19 protein-coding genes and 2 riboswitches are annotated in these 26821 nt (G+C 33.9%); all 19 genes read left to right on the top strand.

Features of this window, described 5'->3' with window-relative positions; translation table 11 throughout:
* The 19 genes from ABJD66_RS13885 to ABJD66_RS13795 all read left to right on the top strand — a co-directional run bounded on the left by ABJD66_RS13885 (position 1) and on the right by ABJD66_RS13795 (position 26821).
* Entirely contained in the window at positions 1 to 2769 is a 2769-nt protein-coding gene (locus ABJD66_RS13885) for an outer membrane beta-barrel protein (protein WP_348132693.1), read from the top strand.
* 278 nt (positions 2770 to 3047) lie between these two features.
* Entirely contained in the window at positions 3048 to 4304 is a 1257-nt protein-coding gene (gene metK / locus ABJD66_RS13880; RefSeq protein ID WP_100893799.1) for a methionine adenosyltransferase, read from the top strand.
* A gap of 332 nt (positions 4305 to 4636) precedes the next feature.
* Positions 4637 to 4751, top strand: a riboswitch (SAM riboswitch).
* A 140-nt stretch (positions 4752 to 4891) separates the two neighbouring features.
* Positions 4892 to 6184 (top strand): O-acetylhomoserine aminocarboxypropyltransferase/cysteine synthase family protein, encoded by a 1293-nt coding sequence (locus tag ABJD66_RS13875; protein ID WP_348132690.1) that lies wholly within the window; start codon positions 4892 to 4894, stop codon positions 6182 to 6184.
* Between the two features lie 69 nt (positions 6185 to 6253).
* The gene (gene thrA, locus ABJD66_RS13870) at positions 6254 to 9637 is read left to right on the top strand and encodes a bifunctional aspartate kinase/homoserine dehydrogenase I (RefSeq protein WP_348132687.1); all 3384 of its coding nucleotides are present in this window, start codon (positions 6254 to 6256) and stop codon (positions 9635 to 9637) included.
* Between the two features lie 107 nt (positions 9638 to 9744).
* On the top strand, positions 9745 to 10908 hold the full coding sequence (locus ABJD66_RS13865) for an aminotransferase class I/II-fold pyridoxal phosphate-dependent enzyme (RefSeq protein ID WP_348132684.1): 1164 nt from the start codon (positions 9745 to 9747) through the stop codon (positions 10906 to 10908).
* A gap of 110 nt (positions 10909 to 11018) precedes the next feature.
* Positions 11019 to 11426 (top strand): Rrf2 family transcriptional regulator, encoded by a 408-nt coding sequence (locus ABJD66_RS13860; protein ID WP_100893794.1) that lies wholly within the window; start codon positions 11019 to 11021, stop codon positions 11424 to 11426.
* A 217-nt stretch (positions 11427 to 11643) separates the two neighbouring features.
* Complete coding sequence (locus ABJD66_RS13855) at positions 11644 to 11907, top strand: DUF2061 domain-containing protein (protein ID WP_013621535.1); 264 nt, start codon at positions 11644 to 11646, stop codon at positions 11905 to 11907.
* Between the two features lie 20 nt (positions 11908 to 11927).
* Entirely contained in the window at positions 11928 to 12551 is a 624-nt protein-coding gene (locus ABJD66_RS13850; protein WP_348132680.1) for a phosphoadenosine phosphosulfate reductase family protein, read from the top strand.
* A gap of 65 nt (positions 12552 to 12616) precedes the next feature.
* Positions 12617 to 13543, top strand: a complete 927-nt coding sequence (gene cysD / locus ABJD66_RS13845) for a sulfate adenylyltransferase subunit CysD (protein WP_100896775.1) — start codon at positions 12617 to 12619, stop codon at positions 13541 to 13543.
* A 110-nt stretch (positions 13544 to 13653) separates the two neighbouring features.
* Positions 13654 to 14901 (top strand): GTP-binding protein, encoded by a 1248-nt coding sequence (locus ABJD66_RS13840; RefSeq protein WP_348132677.1) that lies wholly within the window; start codon positions 13654 to 13656, stop codon positions 14899 to 14901.
* Positions 14902 to 15008: 107 nt separating this feature from the next.
* Positions 15009 to 17099: a HEPN domain-containing protein gene (locus ABJD66_RS13835; protein ID WP_348132674.1), complete on the top strand. Its 2091-nt coding sequence runs from the start codon at positions 15009 to 15011 to the stop codon at positions 17097 to 17099.
* A gap of 4 nt (positions 17100 to 17103) precedes the next feature.
* Positions 17104 to 17886, top strand: a complete 783-nt coding sequence (cobA, locus tag ABJD66_RS13830) for a uroporphyrinogen-III C-methyltransferase (protein WP_348132671.1) — start codon at positions 17104 to 17106, stop codon at positions 17884 to 17886.
* Positions 17887 to 17949: 63 nt separating this feature from the next.
* Entirely contained in the window at positions 17950 to 18537 is a 588-nt protein-coding gene (locus ABJD66_RS13825; protein WP_100893789.1) for a bifunctional precorrin-2 dehydrogenase/sirohydrochlorin ferrochelatase, read from the top strand.
* A gap of 49 nt (positions 18538 to 18586) precedes the next feature.
* Positions 18587 to 19648, top strand: coding sequence for an NAD(P)/FAD-dependent oxidoreductase (locus ABJD66_RS13820; protein ID WP_348132668.1), 1062 nt, complete (start codon positions 18587 to 18589; stop codon positions 19646 to 19648).
* A gap of 127 nt (positions 19649 to 19775) precedes the next feature.
* A riboswitch (SAM riboswitch) is annotated at positions 19776 to 19893 on the top strand.
* A 200-nt stretch (positions 19894 to 20093) separates the two neighbouring features.
* The gene (locus tag ABJD66_RS13815) at positions 20094 to 21101 is read left to right on the top strand and encodes a homocysteine S-methyltransferase family protein (RefSeq protein ID WP_348132665.1); all 1008 of its coding nucleotides are present in this window, start codon (positions 20094 to 20096) and stop codon (positions 21099 to 21101) included.
* Positions 21101 to 23791: a methionine synthase gene (gene metH / locus ABJD66_RS13810; protein ID WP_348132662.1), complete on the top strand. Its 2691-nt coding sequence runs from the start codon at positions 21101 to 21103 to the stop codon at positions 23789 to 23791. The genes ABJD66_RS13815 and metH overlap by 1 nt, the downstream gene beginning before the upstream one ends.
* A 114-nt stretch (positions 23792 to 23905) precedes the next feature.
* Complete coding sequence (metF, locus tag ABJD66_RS13805; protein WP_303540748.1) at positions 23906 to 24859, top strand: methylenetetrahydrofolate reductase [NAD(P)H]; 954 nt, start codon at positions 23906 to 23908, stop codon at positions 24857 to 24859.
* A gap of 62 nt (positions 24860 to 24921) precedes the next feature.
* Positions 24922 to 26010 carry an acyloxyacyl hydrolase gene (locus ABJD66_RS13800; protein WP_100893784.1) on the top strand — a complete coding sequence of 363 codons (1089 nt, stop codon included), beginning with the start codon at positions 24922 to 24924 and terminating at the stop codon, positions 26008 to 26010.
* A gap of 4 nt (positions 26011 to 26014) precedes the next feature.
* Positions 26015 to 26821 carry a head GIN domain-containing protein gene (locus ABJD66_RS13795; RefSeq protein WP_348132658.1) on the top strand — a complete coding sequence of 269 codons (807 nt, stop codon included), beginning with the start codon at positions 26015 to 26017 and terminating at the stop codon, positions 26819 to 26821.

Genomic DNA, 26821 nt, shown 5'->3' with positions numbered 1-26821 from the left:
ATGAAAAAAATCATAAAGTTTTTTATGGTTATGGCTTGTATTGCCATAACCGGAGTGGTACACGCACAAAAAATTACAGTTACTGGTGTTGTTAAGGATAGTCTTAATAACCCTTTAGAAATGGCTAATGTAGTGGCTATTAATGCAGAAACTAAAGCGTTGGATGGTTTTGGAATTACCAATGAAAAAGGTATTTACAAAATGAATGTAGAGGAAAACTCTAAATACAATATTAAGGTAAGTTATCTAGGTTTTAAAACAAGGGAAATTATTTTAGAAACTAAAGAGGTAGATATTAAAAGAGATTTTACACTATTAGATGAAGCTGAAAGTTTAGATGGTGTAGAAATTACGTATGAGATGCCCGTTAATGTAAAAGGAGATACTATAGAGTATAATGCAGATTCTTTTGCCACAGGAACTGAAAAAAAGCTTGAAGACGTTCTTAAAAATTTACCAGGTGTAGAAGTTAATGATGATGGTGAAATAGAAGTAGAGGGTCAGTCTGTTGGTAAAGTAATGGTAGAGGGTAAAGACTTTTTTGATGGTGATAGTAAATTGGCATCAAAAAATATACCTGCAAATGCCTTGGATAAAATACAGGTTTTAAAAAACTACAATGAAGTTGGTCAATTAAAAGGCGTTACAGACAACCAAGACAGTTACGCAATTAATATTAAGCTTAAAGAAGGTAAAAAGAATTTTTGGTTTGGAGAAATAACTGCGGGTGTTGGTAATAAGGAACGCTACATAGCTCACCCTAAATTATTTTATTACAACCCTAATTATAGTGTAAACTTAATTACCAATTTTAATAATATTGGCGAGGTACCATTTACACGTAGAGATTATTTTAGGTTTACGGGTGGTTTTGGTAATGGCGGTAGTGCTAACACTGGTACAAGTTTTAATGTAGGTTCTAGTGATATGGGTTTTTTAACATTACAAAATAATAGAGCTCAAGAAATTAGTTCTAAGTTTGGTGCTGCTAACTTTAGTTATTCTCCTAAAAAAACTTGGGATTTAAGTGGTTTTGCAATCTACTCTGGTAACGTTACAGATATGCAGCAAAATACATTTAGACAATACAAAGCTAATGCAGATGGTAGCCAGCCTTCACCAGATGAATTAACAGAAAGTGTTACAAACCAAAGAAGTGATTTGGCTTTAATTAAGTTAAGTTCTAGCTACAAGCCTAATGCAGATAATCATTTTGATTATGATATTTTTGGTAGAATATCTAGCCAAAAAGAAGTACAAGATTTGTTCTCTAATTTAACAGGTAATATAGACGAGGTTCAAAAACAAGATCCATACAGTATAAATCAAAACGCTAATTACTATTACACATTAAACGCTAAAAATATATTTGCAGTAGAAGCGCAGTATCTAATACAAGAAGAAGACCCTTTTTATAATGCAGCGCTAGCACAGAGTGACCAGTTTAGGTTAGATGAGGTTTTAGGTATGGACCAAAACCAAGATGGTTATGATGTAGTACAAGACAAAAGAGTAAAAACCAATAAGCTAGATGCAAAAATAGATTACTGGTATATTACAGGCGATAAGAGTAATGTAAAGTTTACGCTTGGTTCTTTATTAAGTATACAAAAATTTAATTCAGAAATTTTTCAGATTCTAGACAACGGAAACAAGTTTACATTAAACGATGCTGTTAGCTCTGTAGAAAATGATGTAAAGTATAACTTTACAGATATTTATATGGCTTTTGAGTACAGAGTAAAAGCTGGTGCATTTACATTTACACCTGGTTTGTCTGTACATAACTACACTACAAAAAATGAACAATTAGGATCTACTGTTACAGATGACTTTGTTCGTTTACTACCAAGTTTTAATACAAGGTTACAACTAAAAAAGAGTGAAGATATCAACTTTAGTTACAGAATGATGACGAGTTTTTCTGATATTAACCAGTTTGCATCTTCTTTTGTTATGAACAATTATAACTCTCTTTTTCAAGGTAACAGAGATTTAGAAAGTGCACTATCTCATAACTTAAGCTTGCGTTACAATAATTTTAATATGTTTAATTTTAGTAATATTAGAGCATCACTTTCATATAACAAAAGGGTAGACCAAGTACGTAATATATCAGACTTCTTAAATTTCCCTAATCCAGATTATCCAGCAACATCAGATGATGAGTTTATACAAACATCTAACAGAATATCGTCTCCATTTAATTCTAACTTTGCAGACGAAACTTTTTCTGCAAACGGATCTTTTGAGCGTACTTTTGGTAAAATAAAAGCAGGTTTAGGAGCAACTATGAACTATTCTAAGTTTAACCAAATAGTAGATAATGAGCAGGCAATTAACGAATCTTTTACAACTACTTACAGAGGTAGTTTGGGAACACGTTTTTTAAATGCGCCAAATATAGAGTTTGGTTATAATTTAGCGGTAAACAATTACGAGCAGCCAAATGGCTCTAGTATAAAATATTATACACATCAGCCAAGTGTAAAACTAGATGCTACTTTTTTAAGAGATTTTATTTTTAATGCAGACTACTCTTACTACAATTATAAAAACGAGATAGAAAGTTTAAATACATATTCTTTTATGGATGCTACCTTAGGTTATCAAAAAAAGGATAGCAAATGGGAGTATATTTTAGGGGTAACTAACTTATTTAATACAGAATCTTTAAATCAGGATAGTGATAATACCTTGTTTGTTAGCACAAGCGAGTATTTTATACAGCCAAGATATGTAACCTTAAAAGTAAGGTACAACCTGTAATACAGCATTGTTTGTTAATAAAGAGGTTATGGTATACAAAGCAATTTGTAACTGTAGCCTCTTATTTTTTCGTTAAAACTATTTTAGAACCAATCTAATTTTATACTTTTGCAGTCTAAATTAAGAGGAAGGATTTGACTGATTGCAACCTCGTATACTGTTACTCAGTACTACAAAAAATGCTAAAACAGATTTTAGCTGATTTTTTATCAGCACCTTTTCCTGTTTTGTTGCAATCTACCTTAACATTCCTCTACTAACAATAGAAGTACAATATTATGGCATATTTATTCACATCAGAATCTGTAAGTGAAGGACATCCAGATAAAATTGCAGATCAAATTAGTGATGCATTATTAGATAATTTTTTAGCTTTTGACCCAGAAAGTAAAGTAGCTTGTGAAACACTAGTTACAACTGGGCAAGTAGTACTTGCTGGTGAGGTAAAAAGTAACACTTACGTAGATTTGCAAAACATAGCACGTGAGGTAATTAATAACATTGGTTACACAAAAGGAGCTTACCAATTTAGTGGAGATTCTTGTGGTGTTATTTCCTTAATTCACGAGCAGTCACAAGACATTAATCAAGGTGTAGACCGTGGTTCTAAAGAAGAACAAGGTGCCGGTGACCAAGGTATGATGTTTGGTTACGCAAGCAAAGAAACAGAAAACTATATGCCATTGGCATTAGATATTTCGCATAAAATATTACAAGAGCTTGCAGCATTGCGTAGAGACGGTAAAGAAATCTCTTATTTACGCCCAGATGCAAAGGCGCAGGTAACTATAGAATATTCAGATGATAACGTACCACAGCGTATAGATACTATTGTTGTATCTACACAGCATGACGATTTTGATGCTGACGATGAAAAAATGTTAGCGCAAATAAAATCAGATATCATTTCTATTTTAATGCCAAAAGTAATAGCGCAATTTCCAGAGAAAGTGCAAGCGTTATTTACAGACAAAATACAGTACCATATTAACCCAACAGGTAAATTTGTAATTGGTGGTCCTCACGGAGACACAGGTCTTACAGGACGTAAAATTATAGTAGATACCTATGGTGGTAAAGGTGCTCACGGAGGTGGTGCATTTAGTGGTAAAGATCCAAGTAAAGTAGACCGTAGTGCAGCATATGCAGCAAGGCACGCAGCTAAAAATTTAGTAGCAGCTGGTATTGCAGACGAGATTTTGGTACAAGTAAGTTACGCCATAGGCGTAGTAGAGCCAACTTCTATTTATGTAGACACATATGGTACAGCAAAAGTAAATTTAACAGACGGAGAAATAGCAAAAACAGTAGCGCAAATTTTTGATATGCGTCCGTTTGCAATAGAAGATCGTTTAAAGCTAAGAAACCCTATTTATTTAGAAACCGCAGCTTATGGTCATATGGGTAAAGAGCCAAAAACAATCACAAAAGTTTTTGAGTCTCCATACAATGGTAAGGTAGAAAAAGAAGTAGAACTTTTTACTTGGGAAAAACTAGATATGGTAAACGCAGTAAAAGCTGCTTTTAATCTTTAAAATAAAGTTTTTAATAATATATAAAAGTGCTTTGCTGTAATGGTAAAGCACTTTTTTTATACTCAATATTCTACTTTTTATTTGGGTGTTACCACAAGGGTCGGGCTTTTTGTTGCAATCTTTTTTAAGAAAAATAAAAAAGGATTTTCACTACAATCCCTAACACAAATAAAGTTTCAATTTAATAAATCGTTACAAAAACAAACAAAAATTATGTTTCTGTTATTTAACGGTACTTAGAAAGTAAATTTCAATATTTTTTCAAAAAAGATTAGGATATTAAATTTTTCTGAACATATATTTGTAACTCAAAGTTCAAAACACTTATTGAATAGTTATCAAGAAAGGCGGAGGGATTAGACCCAATGAAGCCTTAGCAACCCTTTGTGCAATACAAAGAAGGTGCTAAATTCTACCAAGTACAGCGGTACTATAGGCAGATAACGAAACAAGCTTTTTTATTTCAAAAAAAGTAAATTTCCAATTTCTTTTTAACTCATTTAATTTTTAAACCATCTTGCAAAGTCGGCAAGACGCGGTTTTGACTTTTTTATTTTATCAATTTTAATAATTAAAAAATCAAAATTATGAGTACTCAAAAATTAGCAACAAACGCATTACACGCAGGTCACAACCCATCAGAAACAGCAGGTACAAGAGCAGTGCCTATTTACCAAACGTCTTCATACGTTTTTAAAGATACAGACCACGCGGCAAATTTATTCTCGTTATCAGAACTAGGATTTATTTACACACGTTTAAACAACCCAACAAATCAAATATTGCAAGACAGGTTGGCTGCAGCAGAAGGTGGTGTAGGAGCAGTAGTATTTGCATCTGGTACAGCAGCAATTTCTACAGGCTTATTAACTCTTTTACGTGCAGGAGACCACATTGTAGCATCTAGCAGTTTATATGGTGGTACGTTTAATTTGTTAAATGTAACCTTGCCAAGGTTAGGTATTACAACCACTTTTGTAGATGCATCTAACCCAGAAAGTTTTGGTAAAGCTGTACAAGAAAATACAAGAGCATTTTTTGTAGAGTCGCTAGGAAACCCAAAATTAGACGTACTAGATTTAAAAGCAATTTCTAAAGAAGCAAAAGCAGCAAAGGTGCCTTTTATTGTAGATAATACAGTAGCATCACCAGCATTGCTAAACCCAATAGAGCACGGAGCAAATTTAGTAATACACTCACTAACAAAATACATAGGCGGACAAGGAACTTCTTTAGGAGGAGCAATTGTAGATGCAGGTACGTTTGACTGGACAAACGGGAAGTTTCCAGAGTTTACAGAGCCGTCTGCAGGTTACCACGGTTTAGTGTATAGTGAGGCTCTTGGTAATGCTGCATTTACGTATAAATTAATTTTAGAGGGGTTAAGAGATTTTGGTGGAGCTTTAAGTCCGTTTAATGCTTTCCAAATTATACAAGGGTTAGAAACTTTGCCTGTACGTATAAAACAACATAGTGCAAACGCATTAGAATTGGCTACTTGGTTAGAGGGTAGAGATGAGGTTGCTTGGGTAAATTACCCAGGATTAGAAAGTAATAAATACTATGACCTTGCCAAAGAATATTTGCCAAAAGGACAAAGCGGATTAGTAACGTTTGGTTTAAAAGATGGTTTTGAAGCGGCTAAAAAAGTAACAGATGCTACTAAAATATTTTCTCTTTTAGCAAACATAGGAGATACCAAATCTTTAATAATTCATCCGGCAAGTACAACGCATCAACAATTAACAGCAGAGCAGCAAGAGTCTGCTGGTGTTGGTCAAGATTTAATTCGTTTGTCTGTTGGTTTAGAAGATGTAGACGATTTAAAATTAGATTTAGAGGAAGCTTTTAAAGTCATAAAATCAGAAGTTACAGCTTAAGTTAGTTCCTCAATTTCATTAAAATTAAAAAATAATCTAGTGTAATTTTCTAGGTTAAAACAGCTTACTATGTTGCATCATATCAAACTAAAAAAATATACAACGCTTGGTGGTACCACACAAGATATAGACTTGTCTTACCAAATATTTGGAGCAGAGTTGCACACAGCTCCAATTGTACTTGTAAATCACGCTTTAACAGGTAACTCTAATGTGTCTGGGGAAGACGGTTGGTGGTCTACATTAATTGGCGAGGGCAAATGTATAGATACCACAAAATATACAGTGCTATCTTTTAACATCCCTGGCAATGGTTTTGATGGTTTTGTAATAGAAAACTACAAAGATTTTGTTGCTAAAGATATTGCTCATTTGTTTTTGTTAGGTTTAGATGAATTAAAAATAAATTCGCTTTACGCAATTATTGGAGGCTCTTTAGGTGGAGGTATTGCTTGGGAAATGGCAGCATTAAACCCTAAATTAACAACACATTTAATACCTGTGGCTTCCGACTGGAAATCTACAGACTGGTTAATAGGTAATTGCCAAATTCAAGAACAGTTTTTGGTAAATTCAAAACAACCAGTGCATGATGCTCGTATGCACGCTATGTTGTGCTACCGCACGCCAGAATCTTTTAAAGCACGTTTTAATCGTAGTACAAATACAGAGGAACAGCTGTTTAATGTAGAAAGTTGGTTAACGCATCATGGTAAAAAACTACAAGAACGTTTTCAGTTATCTGCCTATAAATTAATGAACCAGTTGTTAAAAACCATAGACATTACTAGAGATGGTAACGAGGCTTTTATCAACCTACAAAATAGCAAAACCTCTATACATATTATTGGTGTAGATTCTGATTTGTTTTTTACGGCTAAAGAAAATAAAGATACGTTTAAGCAACTAGCACAAGCTAATAGTAATGTTACCTATGGAGAAATACACTCACTACATGGTCATGATGCTTTTTTAATAGAGTTTAATCAGTTAGAGCAATTATTAAAAGGAATTTTTAGTGACCAAAAAAGCACCGAAGATTTAAAAGTAATTAAGTTTGGTGGTAAATCTTTAGGAAACGGAGAGGGTATTTCTAATGTGGTGCGCAAAATAGAATCTAAGATTAAGGCACAAGAAAATATTGCGGTAGTAGTTTCTGCTCGTGGAAGTTCTACAGATACACTTGAGGAATTATTAGATTTAGCAGCAGAAGGAGAAGCATATATTTCAACTTTTGAGGATTTTAAAGGTTATCAGCAAAATGGTTTAGAGTTAGATTTTTCTGCGGAATACAAAGAGATATTAAAAATTTTAGAAGGGGTTGCGCTGCTAGGAGATTATAGCTTAAAAATTAAAGATCAAGTATTGGCATACGGAGAGTTACTTTCTGCACAATATGTAGTAAAAGCATTAGGTGAAAAGGGTGTAAAGGCAACCGTTGTAGATTCTAGAAAAATTTTAAAAACAGATGCTAATTTTGGTAATGCAAACGTATTAGAAGAGGTTTCTAAAGCAAATACGCAACAATTATTTTCTAGTATAACAAGTGATGTATTGCCTGTAATTACTGGTTTTATTGGGTCTACAGAAGATGGTAAAACCACAACCTTGGGTAGAAATGGTAGTAACTATTCTGCATCTTTATTTGCAAACTTTTTAAATGCTGTAGAGTTACAAAGTTACACGCACGTAGATGGTATTTTTACTGCTAATCCAGATTATGTTTCCGATGCCAAAAGAATAGAACAATTAAGCTATTCTGAGGCTAATGAACTGGCAAATTTTGGTGCGACTATTTTGCACGCAAAAACAATTATTCCGTTGTTAGAAAAAAATATCCCACTACGTATTCTAAATACATTCAACGGTGATAATGAAGGTACTTTAATTAGTGCAAAAACAACCAAAGAAGGTATAAAATCACTTTCTGTTATAGAAAATGTGGCGCTAATTAATTTAGAAGGCCGTGGTTTGTTAGGTAAAGCAGGTATAGATGCGCGTATATTTAAAACTCTTGGTGATGAAAAAATTAGTGTTAGTATTATTTCCCAAGGTTCATCAGAACGTGGAATTGGTTTGGTGGTAGATGCAGAAAGTGCAGAAAAAGCAAAGCAGGTTTTAGAGCGTGAGTTTGCTTCAGATTTTTACTCTAAAGACATCAACCTAATAACTGTACAAAAAGATGTGTCTGTAATATCTATTGTAGGTCAGGATTTAAGTACGTTTCATAAACCATACAATGCATTAATAAAAAACCAAATTGTACCATTGTTGTTTAATAATACGGTGTCTGGTAAAAACGTGAGTTTGGTAGTTAAAAAATCTAGCTTACACAAAGCTTTAAATGTAATGCACGGACAAATATTTGGTGTTGCTAAAAAAGTAAACATAGCCATTTTTGGTCACGGAACTGTTGGTGGTACATTAATAGAGCAATTATTAAAATCTGCTAAAGCCATAGAAGAACGTAAAGGGGTTAACCTTAATGTTTTTGCAGTTGCCAACTCTAAAAAAGTATTACTAAGTAAAAAAGGAATTGGAGAAGATTGGACTTCTAAGTTAGATGAAAAAGGAAAACCCTATGAGCTAGCAGATATTTTTGAGTATGCAGAAAAACATCATTTAGAAAACTTAATTGCTATAGATAATACTGCAAATGAAGCTTTTGTAGCCAATTATGTAGATTTAGTAGAAAACGGATTTGACTTGGTTTCTTCTAACAAAATAGCAAATACGTTAGGGTTTGATTATTACAAAAAACTTAGAGAAATATTAGCTAAAAATCAAAAGCAATACTTGTATGAAACTAATGTTGGTGCAGGCTTACCTTTAATAGATACTATTAGGTTATTGCATTTGTCTGGTGAAAATATTACCAGAATTAAAGGGGTGTTCTCCGGATCTTTAAGCTATATTTTTAATACGTATTCTGAAGCAGATGTACCTTTTTCTGCTATTTTAAAAGAGGCTATGGAAAATGGTTACACAGAGCCAGATCCGCGTGAAGATTTATGTGGTAATGATGTTGGTAGAAAATTATTGATTTTAGCACGTGAGTTAGAATTAAGTAATGAGTTTGCAGATATCAATATTCAAAATTTAATTCCAGAAGCATTAAGAGAAGGTAGTAAAACAGAATTTTTAAGTCAGTCTGATGCTCTAGATACCGAATTTGACAAAATTAAAGCAGACCAAAAACCAAATCACGTTTTACGTTATGTTGGCGATTTGCACGGTAATCTTCAGGAGGAAAAAGGAATTTTAGATGTGAAGCTAGTTTCTGTGCCAAAAGAAAGTGCATTGGGACAAGTAAAAGGTTCAGATTCTATCATAGAAATTTATACCGAGTCTTACGGAGAAAATCCATTAGTAATACAAGGAGCAGGTGCTGGTGCAGCCGTAACTGCAAGAGGTGTATTTGGAGATATTTTAAGAATTGCAGAAAAAGGATAGCTTTTGTTTAGAGATAAGTAAGGGACAATAGACAGGAGAATTGAGTAAAGAAAATAGAATATAGCGCTAATGACTAAAAGTAGGTAGTCACTAACAAAAAGAATACTATGGATAATAAATTTGAAACCAACGCAATACGCACACAAATAGAACGCTCACAATTTTTAGAGCATTCGGCACCTTTATATTTAACATCTAGTTATGTTTTTGAGGATGCAGAAGATATGCGTGCGTCTTTTGCAGAGGAAAAGGATAGAAACATTTACTCTAGATATTCTAATCCTAATACATCAGAATTTATAGAGAAAATATGCCAAATGGAAGGGGCAGAGACTGGCTTTGCTTTTGCTTCTGGTATGGCTGCTGTATTTTCAACCTTTGCTGCGTTAGTAGAAAGTGGAGATCATATTATTTCATCTAAAAGTATATTTGGCTCTACGCATAGTTTATTTGTTAACTTTTTCCCCAAATGGAACGTGACTACAAGTTACTTTGATGCTCATAACTTAGAGAGTATAGAGGCTTTAATCACCCCAAAAACTAAAATTTTATATGCAGAGTCACCTACCAATCCTGCTGTAGATATTTTAGATTTAGAAGTACTAGGAGCTATTGCTAAAAAACACAATCTTATTTTAATTATAGATAATTGTTTTGCATCGCCTTATTTACAACAACCTATAAAATTTGGTGCAGATTTGGTGATACATTCTGGCACAAAATTAATAGATGGTCAAGGTCGTGTACTAGCAGGCATTACGGTTGGTAGTGCAGATCTAATAGATAAAGTGTATCGTTTTTCTAGAATATCAGGGCCAGCATTGTCTCCTTTTAACGCGTGGGTATTGTCTAAAAGTCTAGAGACATTAGCAATTAGAGTAGATAGGCATTCTGAAAATGCATTAAAGTTAGCAGAGTTTTTAGAGGCGCACCCAAAAGTAAACTGGGTTAAATACCCTTTTTTAAAATCGCACCCACAATACAAAGTAGCTATAAAACAGATGAAAGCAGGTGGTTGTATTGTTGCTTTTGAAGTAAAAGGAGGTTTGCAAGCAGGACAAGAATTTTTTAATGCTATAAAGTTGTTATCACTTTCTGCAAACTTAGGAGATTCTAGGAGTATTGTAACTCACCCAGCATCTACAACACATAGCAAACTGGCAGCAGAAGATAGGGTAGCTGTAGGTATTACAGATGGTACAGTTAGAGTTTCTGTAGGTTTAGAACATATAGATGATATTATTGCAGATATAAAACAAGCATTGGGATAATTTATAGCAATAAAGTATATATTTAGGCATTTAATTAAAAGGTTAATTTAAAATTAGTTGCAGTATTTAACAGCACTTTTTTAAATCCCAATTTTGCCTATCTTTGTACTATGCTATCCAAAAAAACCAAATACGGGCTAAAAGCCTTAACTTATTTAGCTCAAAAAGAAGATAGGAATCCTGTTCCTATTGGAGAAATTGCACAACAGAATAATATTTCTCAGAAATTTTTAGAGAGTATACTATTAATGTTGCGTAGAACTGGTGTTTTGTCATCTAAAAAAGGCAAAGGTGGTGGTTACTATCTTATAAAAGAACCAGCAGAAATTTTAATGACAGATGTTATTAGAGTTTTAGAAGGCCCTATTGCAATGGTACCCTGTGTTAGTTTAAATTTTTATGAAAAGTGTGATGACTGCCCAGATGAAGGTACTTGTTCTGTTCATAAATTAATGCTTAAGGTAAGAGACAGTGCACTAGAAATATATAGGAATACAACACTTAACGACTTAATCTAAAGCTTCTATTTTCATTTTTTAAATTTGTAAATACTGTTTTTGATACAATTATTCTATTGTGTTCTCTTACAGATACTTCAGATTCATCAATAAAACTTCTTATTTTTTATTAATCTACTAAAACCATAGGATTTATGCGTTTTTTAACAACTTATGTCATATAAAGTTTTACATTTGTAATTCCTACTAATTAAATAGGGTAATAAAAATTAACAAAATGATTGCTGATCAATTGATTTTAAATAAAGAAACTTCTAAAGGAAGTTACAAGTCAGACAAACAGTCAGAGAGTCCAAAAAGGAGTATAGTTAAGTCTATTAGCTGGAGAGTAGTTGGTACAATAGACACGGTTTTAATTTCTTGGTTTGTTACAGGAACATTAAAATTGGCTTTCTCTATTGGTTTAATAGAATTAGTTACAAAAATGGTATTGTATTTTTTTCACGAACGTGTTTGGAATTCAATTAAGTGGGGTAAATAATAACGTATAAGTATAGCAAAATGGGTTTTACAGAAGATATAATAAAAAATTTAAATGCTCAGTTTAGAGGTATTCCGCCAGAAGAAATTATTTCTTGGGCTGTAGAATATGCAAGAAATGCTGTAGTTACAACTAATTTTAGACCGTATGAGGTTGCTATACTAAATGCAGTTACAGCAATTAAAAAAGATATTCCTGTTGTTTGGTGTGATACTGGTTACAATACGCCAAATACATATAAGCACGCAGAAGAGTTAATTTCTACATTAAATTTAAACGTAAAACTATATGTGCCTTTACAAACTAGTGCTCATAGAGATGCTATAATGGGTATACCATCTATAGACGATCCAAAGCATAAAGAGTTTACAGAGCAAGTTAAGTTAGAGCCTTTTAAAAGAGCTATGGCAGAACACAAGCCAGATGTATGGTTTACTAACCTAAGAAAAGGACAAACTGCACTTAGAGATTCTTTAGGGATTTTAAGCTTAAGCAAAGACGGAGTTTTAAAAGTTAGTCCGTTTTACCACTGGTCAGATGCGCAATTAGATGCATACTTAGCAGAACGTAATTTACCAAATGAACATAAATATTTTGATCCTACTAAGGTATTAGAAAATAGAGAGTGTGGTTTGCACACTTAGGATAAAATAGGATTTAAAAAGATATAAAATAAAACACCAATATTTTGGAAACATTGATAAACGATATAAAATCACAAACAACAACTAGCACTTCATTACAAGGGTTAGGTAATGCTTTAGAAAACGAAGCTATATACATTTTTAGAGAAGTAGTAGCTCAGTTTGAAAAGCCAGTTTTGTTATTTTCTGGAGGAAAAGACAGTATTACGCTTGTGCGTTTGGCGCAAAAAGCATTTTGGCCAGCAAAAATTCCTTTTCCATTAATGCATATAGATACAGGACACAACTTCCCAGAGACTATAGAATTTAGAGATAAATTGGCTAAGGAATTAGGCGTAGAGCTTATTGTTAGAAATGTACAAGATTCTATAGATCAAGGAAAAGTAGTAGAAGAAACAGGTAAGTATGCAAGTAGAAATATGTTGCAAACAACCACGCTTTTAGATGCTATTGAAGAATTTAAGTTTGATGCTTGTATTGGTGGTGCTCGTAGAGATGAGGAAAAAGCCAGAGCAAAAGAACGTATTTTTTCTGTTCGTGATGATTTTGGACAATGGGATGAAAAGAACCAGAGACCAGAATTGTTTGATATGTTAAACGGTACTATAGAAATAGGACAAAATGTACGTGTTTTTCCTATTAGTAACTGGACAGAATTAGATGTGTGGAGCTATATTCAAAAAGAACAAATTGAAATTCCATCTATTTATTTTGCACACAAAAGAAACATCTTTTTAAGAGATGGTTTAATCTGGTCTGCAGAAGATGATGTTGTTTTTAGAGCCGAAGATGAGGTAGTAGAGGAACGTTGGGTAAGATTTAGAACCGTTGGTGATATGTCTTGTACGGCAGCAGTTTTATCTAAAGCGGATTCTATAGATAAAGTAGTAGAAGAAATTAGAGATTCTAAAATATCTGAACGTGGAGCACGTATAGATGACAAGCGCTCCGAGGCTGCTATGGAAAAAAGAAAACAACAAGGATACTTTTAAAAAGTACAGCGTACTTAGTCTAAAGTATATAAGTTAAAAAGAAGTTTAAAATAAAAAAGTAAGAGTAACAAAGTCTTTGTACTTGCTACTTTATACTTAATACACATAAAATGAACGTACTAAAAATAGCAACAGCAGGTAGTGTAGATGATGGTAAAAGTACCTTAATTGGTAGGTTACTTTACGATACAAAATCGCTTACTGAAGATAAATTAGAGGCCATAAAAAAGAGCAGTGAACAACGTGGGTATGATTACCTAGATTTTTCATTAGCTACAGATGGTTTAGTTGCAGAACGTGAGCAAGGTATTACTATAGATGTTGCTCATATCTATTTTTCAACACCAACAAAGAGTTACATTATTGCAGATACTCCTGGTCACGTAGAGTATACCAGAAATATGGTTACAGGTGCATCAACATCTCAGGTGGCTATTATTTTAATAGATGCCAGAAAAGGAGTTATAGAACAAACATACCGACACTTTTTTATCAATAATTTATTACGTGTTAAAAACGTAATAGTTGCTGTTAATAAAATGGATTTGGTAGACTATTCTGAAGAGGTATTTAATAATATCAAAAAAGATTTTGAAGCCTTAAATGCAAAAAGTACTTATGCAGAACAAATTGTAAGTTACATACCTGTAAGCGCACTTAAAGGGGATAATATTGTAGACAAAACAGATGCAATGTCTTGGTACAATGGTGATACAATTTTAGGGCATTTAGAAGAATTAGAGGCGCAAGATGTATATGATGCTGGTAAAGTACGTTTTCCTGTGCAAACCGTAATCAGGCCAAAAACAGATGAGTTTCACGATTTTAGAGGCTATGCAGGTAAAATTACAGGTGGAAGCTTAAAAGTAGGAGATGCTGTAACTGTTTTACCTTCTTTAACTCAGTCTAAAATAAAAGAGATATTCTTTTTTGATAAGACTTATAATGAGGCACCAGCAGGTAGTTCTGTTAATATCACTTTAGAAGATGATATTAACATTACAAGAGGAGATATGCTTGTTAAAACAAATGAGCTTCCTAAAATTGAAAAGCAGGTTACCGCTACAGTTTGTTGGATGGATAGTAAAAACCTAGTGCCAGGAACAAAGTATATAGTACAACACAACACCAACCGTGTATTATCTAAGATAGATAGCATAAACAGTGTTATAGCAACAGATTATACTGGTGAACAGGAAAACAATAACAAGCTATCTTTAAATGAAATAGGAGAAGTGAGTATAAAACTTAGTAAGCCTATTTATTTTGATAGTTATAACGATAATAAATCTAACGGAGCTTTTATTTTAATTGATGCGCAAACCAATACAACGGCTGGTGCAGGATTTATAAATTAAGCCAAAAGATATAGTAAAGAGTGTTTATTTTAAGCACTTTTTTGTCTAAAATCCTATTATATCTATAGGATAATAGTAATTATAAAAAAAGCCATAATCACAAGCAAATGCAAAGTTTTAGAACAGAAATAGAAAACCCAGTAGTAGCTAAAGATATTATAGATTTAGAAGCTAAAATTAGACAGTTTAATGACGGTAAGTTAGACGAAGAAAAGTTTAGAAGTTTGCGTTTGGCTCGTGGTATATATGGTCAGCGTCAGCCAGGCGTACAAATGATTCGTATAAAATTGCCATATGGTAAAGTAACATCTACACAGCTTAAGCGTATTTGTGATGTATCTGAAGAATATTCTACAGGACGCTTGCACATTACTACGCGTCAAGATATACAAATACATTATGTAGATATAGAGCGTACACCAGAGCTTTGGGCACAACTAGCAAAGGATGATATTACAATTAGAGAAGCTTGTGGTAATGCAGTACGTAATATAACTGCTAGTGAAACTGCAGGTATAGATGTAGATGAACCTTTTGATGTATCTCCATATGCACACGCAATGTTTCAATACTTTTTAAGAAACCCTATTAGTCAAGAAATGGGAAGAAAATTTAAAGTTTCTTTCTCTTCTAGTGATACAGATACAGGACTTTCTTATATGCATGATCTTGGTTTTATTGCTAAAATTGAAAACGGAGTTAGAGGTTTTAAAGTGCTTTTAGCAGGTGGTTTAGGTTCGCAGCCACGTCACGCAGAAGAATTATATACTTTTTTAGAGGCCGATAAAATTATTCCGTTAATGGATGGTGTTATTCGTGTTTTTGATAGATATGGTGAACGTAAAAGTAGAGCAAAAGCCAGAATGAAGTTTTTGCTTAAAGATATTGGTCTAGACGGATTTAGAGCATTGTTAGAAGAAGAGCAAAATGCAATTCCGCAAAATTCTTTTCCTGTAGATGTAGATGCATATCCTAAGGTAAAAGTTGCAGATGCTAAAGCTCCAGAGGTAGCTATTAATAATAGAACTGCTTTTGAGCAATGGAAAAGCACAAACCTTGTGCCTCAAAAACAACAAGGCTATGTAGCTATTGGTATAAAAGTAAAATTAGGAGATTTTTATATTGAAGAGGCACGACAATTAGCAGATTTAGTAGATGCGTATGCAGCCGGAGAATTTCGTTTGTCATTGCGCCAAAACATACTAATACCGTATGTAAAAGAGGAGTTAGTTCCTTTCTTTTATACAGAGTTAGAAAAACTTGGCTTTGTAGAGGCAGGTTATAACAAAGCATCAGATATTACTGCTTGTCCTGGTACAGATACGTGTAATTTAGGTATTGCAAGTAGTACTGGTATTGCAGCAGAATTAGAGCGTGTTATTACAGCAGAATACCCACAGTACATAAACAATAAAGATGTTGTTATAAAAATTAGTGGATGTATGAATGCCTGTGGTCAGCACAATATGGCAAACATAGGTTTTCAAGGAATGTCTGTGCGTACAAAAGATAAACTAGTAGCGCCTGCTTTACAAGTATTGTTAGGTGGTGGTAATTTAGGTGATGGTAATGGTGTTTTTGCAGATAAAGTTGTAAAAGTACCAAGTAAAAGAGGTCCAGAAGCATTGCGTTTAATTTTAAACGATTTTGATGCCAATGCAAACGGACAATCATTTACTGAGTATTACAAAGAAAAAGGAGAGCATTATTTTTATGATTTTCTAAAACACCTTACAGCTATAGATAATTTAACTCAAGAAGATTTTATAGACTGGGGAAATACAGAACGTTATGAAAAAGCTATTGGTGTAGGTGAGTGTGCAGGTGTGGTTATAGACTTAATAGCAACCTTGTTGTTTGAAAGTGAAGAAAAAATTGAAAACGCTGCAACGGCATTAGAAGATAAAAAATGGTCTGCTAGTATTTTTCATTCATATTCTGCAATGGTAAACTCTGCTAAAGCATTGCTTACAGCACAAAACACAAAAACAAACACACATATTAGTATTATTAAAGATTTTGATACCCATTTTGTGTCAAACGGATTAATAGAGTTACAAACTTCTTTTGAGGATTTGGCTTTGCAAATAAAAAGCAACAAGCCAACACAAGAGTTTGCAGAAGCATACCTTAAAGATTCTAAAGTATTTTTAGAGGTAGTGCAAAAGTTTAGAGAAAAAGAATTAGCAGAAGCTTAAAATTATGGCAAACAAACAAAATACAAACGGACTACTTACAGTAGTTGGTGCAGGTCCTGGAGATGCAGAGCTTATTACGCTAAAAGCCATAAAAGCATTGCAAAATGCAGATGTTGTTTTGTTTGATGCTTTGGTGAATAAGGAGTTGCTAGAGTATGCAGTAAGTGCAGAGCAAATTTTTGTAGGTAAAAGAAAAGGGTGTTATGCGTACCAACAAGATCAAATTAACGAGCTTATTGTAAGTAGAGCAAAAAGTCACGGTAATGTAGTACGTTTAAAAGGTGGCGACCCATTTATTTTTGGTCGTGGCTCAGAAGAAATGGAATATGCCGCTAGTCACGGTGTAGCTGTTGCTATGGTTCCAGGAATATCATCTTCAATAGCAGTACCAGCTTTTCAAAATATACCAGTAACAAAAAGGGGAGCTTCAGAGAGTTTTTGGGTTATTACTGGAACAACAAAAAACCATAAATTATCTACAGATGTGCATTTGGCAGCAAAGTCTAGTGCAACAGTAGTAATTTTAATGGGTATGGGTAAATTATCAGAAATTGTACAACTGTTTCAACAACAAGGTAAAGCAGAAACACCTGTGTCTATTATACAAAACGGAACAACTGTTAACGAAAAAGTTGGCGTTGGTACCATATCAACCATAGAAAAAGTAGTGCAAGAAAATGAGTTGTCTAATCCTGCAATTATTGTAATTGGTGATGTTGTTAGGCATAGAGCGCAATTGCATAAAGTACAACAAGAAGTAAAAACAAAAGAAGCAGCAGTAAATTAAGTGGTACAGTTATTTGGTTATTTTTGATGAGGTAAACAAAACAGTAACACTAAAAATTAAGTAATGGAACGTAACAATTTATATCCAGTTTTTTTAAAAACGTCTCAACTACACGTGCTAATAGTAGGTGGCGGTAATGTGGCAGAAGAAAAACTACGCTTTTTAACCAAGTCTAGTCCAGATGCTGTGGTAACAATGGTGTCTCCTTGGTATGCAGAAAAAACGTTGCAACTGGCAAATAAATTTAATGTTACAACTATTACAGATGTTTACAATGTTAGTTATTTAGATGGCAAACATATGGTAGTAGCAACTACAGATAATGTAGATGTTAATGTGCAAGTGTATAAAGATTGTAGAGCACAATTTAAATTGGTAAACGTAGCAGATAATCCTCCGTATTGCGATTTTTATATGGGCGGAATTGTAACCAAAGGCAATGTAAAAATTGGTATTTCTACCAACGGTAAGTCGCCAACAACTGCAAAACGTTTGCGTCAGTTTTTTGAAGACGTAATACCAGAAGATATTAGTAAAATGGTTCAGAATTTAAACGATTACAGGAAAACCATAAAAGGAGATTTTGAAGAAAAAGTAGATAAAATGAATCAGATTACAAGTTCCTTAGTAGATAAAAAAGAAAATAATTAAAACATTAGAATGAGGATAAATACTCATTAGTAAGTACTAAATTAAAATTATGATTAAGACAGATATATTAATTATTGGCGCAGGACCAACAGGATTGTTTACCGTTTTTGAGGCAGGTTTGTTAAAACTTAAATGCCATTTAATAGATGCATTGCCGCAACCAGGCGGACAGTGTGCAGAGATATATCCTAAAAAACCAATTTATGATATTCCTGCTTTTCCAGAAATTTTAGCAGGCGATTTGGTTACTAATCTAATGGAGCAAATAAAATCTTTTGAGCCTGGTTTTACATTAGCAGAAAGAGCAGATACTTTAGATAAGTTAGACGATGGTACTTTTGTAGTAACCACAAATAAAGGAACAAAGCATAATGCACCGGTAGTTGTAATTGCAGGTGGTTTAGGATCTTTTGAGCCTAGAAAACCGCAAATAGAGAACATTCTTAATTTTGAAGATAAAGGTGTTGCTTATATGATTAAAGATCCAGAAGTATACAGAGACAAAAAAGTTGTTATTGCTGGTGGTGGAGATTCAGCATTAGACTGGGCAATTTTTTTAGCAGACGTAGCAGCAGAAGTATCTTTAGTACACCGTAGAAATGAGTTTAGAGGCGCTTTAGATTCTGTAGAAAAAGCATCAGAACTTGCAAAAGCAGGTAAAATAAAATTATTTACAGAGGCACAAGTAACCAAGCTATACGGAGACGATAATTTAGAGGCCGTAGTTGTAAAATATAATGACGAGGAAAAAGGAGAAAGCTACGTAGAAGTAGACAATTTTATTCCTTTATTTGGACTATCACCTAAATTAGGTCCAATAGGAAATTGGGGATTAGAAATAGAGAAAAATGCCATAAAAGTAGACAACTCTTACGACTACCAAACCAACATTCCTGGTGTATACGCAATTGGCGATGTTAACACCTATAAAGGAAAACTAAAACTAATTTTATCTGGTTTTCATGAAGCAGCCGTAATGTGTCAAAGTGCATACCAACGCATAAATCCAGGTAAACGTTATGTAATGAAATACACAACCGTAGGTGGTGTAGAAGGTTTTGATGGTTCTAAAAAAGAAGCCAAAAAAGAAGTTGTACAAAGCATTTCGTAAAAATATTACAATTTTAAGCCTATATGTGTAAAAAACACGTGTAGGCTTAAAAATTACCAGCAATATTTGGTTATAAAAAAGTTGTGCTGTTAATTTGTAGCTCAATTAGTTCATTAATAGACTGAAAACGTTATCAAGAAAGGTGGAGGGATTAGACCCTATGAAACCTTAGCAACCCTTTATTCTTATTTAAAGAAGGTGCTACATTCTACTACGTTGTTACAAAACAACACGGCAGATAACTCACAAATTAGAAAGACATTCACAGTCTTATCTCATTTACCTTACTTGATATTTTATTTATAGCGTTCCATTTGTTTGCAAGCACAAATGGTCGGGTTTTCTGCTGTATTTTTTGGTTTTAGCAAACAGGTTTTACAAACCGTTGCCACCAAAAAGATGCCGCATCAATCCCTAACGCACAAAAAAGAGATTAAACGGTACAATGAAAAGTATACAAGACATATTAAAAGAAAGAATTTTAGTGCTAGACGGTGCAATGGGTACAATGTTACAGCGCTACAAATTCACAGAAGAAGATTTTAGAGGCGAGCGTTTTGCAGACTGGGAACACCCATTACAAGGTAATAACGATTTACTCTCCCTAACTCAACCAGAAGCTATAGCAGAGGTACACCGCAAATATTTTGCCGCTGGTGCAGATATTGTAGAAACCAACACTTTTTCTGGTACAACCATAGCAATGGCAGACTACTTTATGGAAGATTTAGTGTACGAGCTAAATTATGAGTCGGCACGTATTGCAAAGCAAGTAGCAGATGAGTTTACAGCAAAAGAACCACACAAACCAAGGTTTGTAGCAGGTAGTATAGGGCCTACCAATAAAACAGCAAGTATGTCTCCAGATGTTAACGACCCAGGTTTTAGAGGTGTTACTTTTGATGAGCTTAGAATAGCCTACAAACTACAAGTAGAAGCTTTACTAGATGGTGGCTCAGATATTTTGTTGGTAGAAACCATTTTTGATACTCTTAATGCAAAGGCTGCATTATTTGCTATAGAAGAAGTAAAAGAAGAACGCAATATAGATGTTCCTATAATGGTAAGTGGTACAATTACAGATGCTTCTGGCAGAACATTATCTGGACAGACAGCAGAAGCTTTTTTAATATCAATAAGTCATATTTCTATTTTAACTGTTGGTTTTAATTGTGCTTTAGGGGCAAACGAATTGGTGCCTCATTTAGAGGTTTTGGCAGCTAAAACAAGTTTTGGAGTATCTGCACATCCAAACGCAGGATTGCCAAATGCCTTTGGAGAGTATGATGAGACTGCAGAGGAAATGGCTGCACAAATAAAAGAATATTTAGACAAGAGTTTGGTAAACATTGTTGGTGGTTGCTGCGGTACAACACCAGAACATATTACAGCAATTGCCAATTTAGCAAAAGATTACAAACCCAGAAGTATTTCTGCAGAAATGGCATCGTAATGAAAAATGAAAAACCTAAATACTTAAAACTATCCGGACTAGAACCTTTAATTGTTACGGAAAACACCAATTTTATAAATGTTGGTGAGCGTACCAATGTTGCTGGTTCTAAAAAGTTCTTAAGGTTAATAAAAGAAGAAAAGTTTGATGAAGCTTTGGCTATTGCGCGTCACCAAGTAGATGGTGGAGCTCAAATAATAGACATTAATATGGATGACGGACTTATAGATGGCAAAGAGGCTATGGTTAAGTTCCTAAATCTAATTATTGCAGAACCAGATATCTCTAGAGTTCCTATAATGATAGACAGTTCTAAATGGGAAATTATAGAAGCTGGTTTGCAAGTTGTACAAGGTAAGTGTGTGGTAAATTCTATTAGTCTAAAAGAAGGCGAAGCAGAATTTATACACCACGCAAAACTTATTAAGCGTTATGGTGCAGCTGTAATTGTAATGGCCTTTGATGAGGTTGGTCAGGCAGATAATTACGAGCGTAGAATAGAAATAGCTAAACGATCTTATGACGTTCTAGTTAATAAAGTAAACTTTGCACCAGAGGATATTATTTTTGATCTTAATATTTTTCCTGTTGCCACCGGTATGGATGAGCACAGACGCAACGCCATAGACTTTATAGAAGCTACGGCTTGGGTAAAAGAGAATTTGCCGCATTGTAGTGTAAGTGGTGGCGTTAGTAATGTATCGTTTTCTTTTAGAGGTAACAATCCTGTACGTGAGGCTATGCACTCGGTGTTTTTATACCACGCCATACAGGCAGGTATGAATATGGGAATTGTTAACCCTACTATGTTAGAGGTTTATGATGATATTCCTAAAGATTTATTAGAGCGTGTAGAGGATGTAATGTTAGACCGTAGGGATGATGCTACAGAGCGTTTGCTAGATTTTGCAGATACGGTAGTTGGCAAGGCAAAGGAAAGCACGGTAGATTTATCTTGGAGAGAAGAACCTATACAAAACCGTATAACCAGAGCCTTGGTAAAAGGTATAGACCAGTATATTGTAGAAGATGTAGAAGCAGCTAGGCAAAGTGTAGACAAACCTATTGAGGTTATAGAAGGTCATTTAATGACAGGGATGAACGTTGTTGGTGACTTGTTTGGTAGCGGAAAAATGTTTTTACCACAGGTTGTAAAGTCGGCACGAGTAATGAAAAAAGCGGTTGCTTACTTATTGCCTTACATAGAAGAGGAAAAGCTTAAAAATCCGCAAGAAGGAGGATCTTCTTCAGCTGGGAAAATTTTAATGGCTACTGTTAAAGGAGATGTACATGATATAGGTAAAAATATTGTGGGTGTTGTTTTGGCTTGTAACAATTATGAGATTGTAGATTTAGGGGTAATGGTGCCGCCAGAAAAAATTATACAAGCAGCAAAAGAACATAATGTAGATGTTATTGGTTTAAGCGGGTTAATAACACCGTCTTTAGATGAAATGGTCTTTTTAGCAAAAGAAATGGAACGCCAAAATTTTAGTGTACCATTGCTTATTGGAGGTGCAACTACAAGCAAAGCACATACTGCCGTAAAAATAGATCCGCAATATAAAAATGCTGTGGTATATGTTAATGATGCCTCTAGAGCGGTAACCGTTGTTGGTGATTTGTTGCAAAAAGAAACAGGAGAAAAATACAAAGAGACTATAAAACTAGATTACGAAGAGTTTAGAAAACAGTTTTTAAAGCGTACGAAACATAAAGAGTATTTGCCTATAGATGCAGCACGTAAAAACAAGTACAAAATAGATTGGAAAACATCAGAAATTATAAAGCCAAATACACTTGGAATACAAGTTATAGAGGAATATGATTTAAGTAAGTTGGTAGAGTTTATAGATTGGACTCCGTTTTTTAGAAGCTGGGAGTTGCACGGTAAATTTCCAGATATTTTAACCGATGAAATTGTAGGTACCCAAGCCACAGATTTATTTGCTGAAGCGCAAGAAATGCTCACAAAACTTATTGATGAAAAATTGCTTACTGCAAAAGCTATTTTTGGTTTGTTTAAGGCCAATACAATTAATGATGATGATATTGAACTAGATACCCCAAACGGTAAACATACGTTTAGAACCTTGCGTCAGCAATTAAAAAAGTATGCTGGTAAGCCAAACTTTGCATTAGCAGATTTTATTGCGCCAACAGATGCTGGTGTAGATGATTACATGGGGTGCTTTTGTGTTAGTACAGGTTTTGGAGCAGAGGAAATTGCAGAGCAGTACCGTAAAGATTTAGACGATTACAATTCTATCATGGTAAAAGCTTTAGCAGATAGGCTAGCAGAGGCTTTTGCAGAATGCCTGCATAAAGACATTAGAACTACTCATTGGGGATATGCTAGTAATGAAACTTTAGATAACGAAGCTCTAATAAAAGAAGAGTATAAAGGTATTAGACCTGCACCAGGATACCCTGCTTGTCCAGATCATTTAGAAAAACCTACTATTTGGGACATTTTAAAAGTAAAAGAAACTATTGGTGTAGAACTTACAGATAGTTTGGCAATGTGGCCAGCAGCATCGGTTTCTGGGTATTATTTTGCTAATCCAGAGGCACGTTATTTTGGAGTAGGAAAAATAAAAGAAGATCAAGTTGAAGATTTTGCAACTAGAAAAAATATAGAGTTAGAGACGGCTTTAAAATGGCTTGCTCCAAATATTGCAGATGATTAAAGTTTTGTTGATGCGTTAGGGATTAAGGTATTGTTGAAGCTCTTTTGTGGTTTTTTTTACCATAAAAAGCGACTACCGAAAGCCCGACCGTAGGAACGCCAAAAAAATATAAAAATGAAAGTAACCGACCATATTAAAAACGCAAACGGAAAAACATTGTTTTCTTTTGAGATTATACCGCCTGTAAAGGGTAGAAATATTCAGGAATTGTACGGAAATATAGATCCTTTAATGGAGTTTAAACCGCCCTTTATAGATGTTACTACGTCTAGAGAAGAGTATATTTATATAGACCGTGATGGTTTGTTAGATAAAAAACTTACGCGTATGAGACCTGGTACTGTGGGTATTTGTGCGTCTATAAAACACAAGTATGATGTAGATACCGTGCCACATGTTCTATGTGGTGGTTTTACTAGAGAAGAAACCGAGTATTTGTTAGTAGATTGCCATTATTTGGGTATTGATAATGTTATGGCATTACGAGGAGATGCTATGCGAGAAGAGCAGTATTTTGAACCTACAAAAGGAGGGCATAAATATGCGGTTAGTTTGGTAGATCAAATACAGAAACTTAATTGCGGATCTTACTTACATGAGGTTATAGAGACCGATAATTGTGCTGATTTTTGTATTGGGGTTGCAGGTTACCCAGAAAAACATATGGAAGCACCATCTTTATTAACAGACTTAAAACGCTTAAAACAAAAAGTAGATGCTGGTGCAGATTACGTAGTTACACAAATGTTTTTTGATAATAATAAGTATTTTGAGTTTGTAAAAGCAGCTAAGGATTTTGGAATTAATGTGCCAATTATACCAGGTATAAAACCAATTGCTGTTAAAAAACATTTACAATTACTACCACAAGTTTTTAAAATTGATGTGCCACAAGATTTAGTAGATGCTGTTGAAGACTGTAAGGATAATAAAGCAGTACGCCAAGTTGGTATAGATTGGGCAGTGCAACAATCTAAGGAGTTAAAAGCAGCAGGTGTACCTGTATTGCACTACTACTCTATGGGTAAGTCTGATAATATTAAGGCAATAGCAAAGGAACTTTTTTAAATTTTGTAAGTATTAGCTTATAAAGATTTGCTGTGGATGTAAAATTGCTATTTTTGCACGCAATGAATATAAGAATCCTTTTTGTTGCTTTATTTTCTGTGGGATGTTTTGCCCAGCAGAAAAGTAAAATAGTAATAGATGCTAGTCAGTTTTACGGCTCTATTGCATTACATAATAATAGTATTGCACACTTAATATCTGCGCATCCGGCTGGTTTAATTTTAAGTTACAATAAAAAAACTTTTGGAGATGAGGCTTGGGAACAATTGTACAATTATCCAGATTTAGGGTACTCGTTTATTTACCAAGATATGAATAATAGCACCTTGGGTAAAAACTATGGTGCGTATGCACATTATAACTTCTATTTTTTTAAGAGAAATGTACAGCTTAGAGTGGGGCAAGGTATTGCCTATACTACAAACCCTTATGATAAAGTAACTAACTTTAGAAACAATGCATATGGGTCTGATATTTTAAGTAGTACTTACGCAATGGTTAATTACCATAAAGAAAATATTTATAAAGGTTTGGGTTTTAAAGCCGGGCTAACATTGGTACACTATTCTAATGCAAATTTTAAGGCGCCAAATACATCTACAAACACCATTGCATTAAATGCAGGTTTAACGTATGACTTAGATGGAGGTGAGAAATTACCATATAAGACCATTACAGATACTACAAATTACAACCAACCTATACACTTAAATGTTGCCTTTAGAGGAGGTGTTAATGAGAGTGATGTTATTGGTTTAGGACAGTCTCCTTTTTATATTTTATCGGCTTATGCAGATAAAAGGATTGGCAGAAAAAGTGGGTTTCAGTTAGGTGCAGATGTTTTCTTTTCTAAGTTTTTAAAGGAGTTAATAACATACAATTCTATTGCTTTTCCAGAGAAAAATGTAGATGCTAATGACGATTATAAACGTGTAGGTGTTTTTGTTGGTCACGAGTTATATATTAACCAAATGTCTGTAGTAACACAGTTAGGTTATTATGTGTATTATCCGTTTGATTTTGAAGGAAGAATGTACAACAGAATGGGATTGAAACGTTACTTTGGCGATAAAATGTTTGCAGCTGTAACTTTAAAATCTCACGCAGCTAAAGCAGAGGCAGTGGAATTTGGAGTTGGAATCCGTTTTTAAAAATATGAAGATGATTACAAGAAGACAGATTAAAAATATAGGATTGCAAATTACAACTAAATCAATTTTGCTATACACTTTAACACTTGTTTTAGTGTATGGTTGTAATAGCGAAAATGCATCTGATTGTTTCCAGAATGCAGGCGATATCATAAGAGAAGAAATTGTGGTAGAACCTTTTACAACTATTACTGTTTTTGAAAATTCAGCTTTAGTTATAAAAGAAGGTCCAGTACAAAAGGTTGAGGTAGAAACAGGAGAATATTTGCGTAGTGATATTGATGCTAAAGTTGTAGATGGTAAATTGATACTTACCAATACAAACGGATGTAATTTTACTAGAGACTATGGTTTAACTACTTTTTATGTTACCGCGCCAAACTTAACATCTATACGTAGTAGTACTGGTTTTGATATTAGTAGTGATGGGGTTTTAAGTTATCCAAGTTTAGCTCTTTTATCTGAAGATTTTGGAGATTCTGAAGCAGACTTTACTACCGGATCTTTTACTTTAGAGTTGTTAGATGCTAAAGTGTCTATAGTTTCTAACGGTGCTGCTTATTTTGATTTGAAAGGAACGGCAGAAAGTTTAAATGTCGTTTTTGCAGCAGGTGACTCTAGGCTTAATGCAGAAAATTTAATAACTAAAAGTGTAAATGTAAACCACAGAAGCTCTAACGATATATTGGTAAATCCGCAAGAGAGTATATCTGGTACAATTAGAGGTGTTGGTGATGTTATTAGTTATTATAAGCCAGCTAATATAAATGTAGAAGAGCTTTACAAAGGAAAGCTTATCTTTAAAGAGTAA

Origin of the sequence: Cellulophaga sp., assembly GCF_039943695.1 — a bacterium.
Classification (GTDB): domain Bacteria; phylum Bacteroidota; class Bacteroidia; order Flavobacteriales; family Flavobacteriaceae; genus Cellulophaga.
The sequence above is the reverse complement of the archived record's forward strand: the minus strand, read 5'-3'. Positions and strand labels throughout refer to the sequence as shown.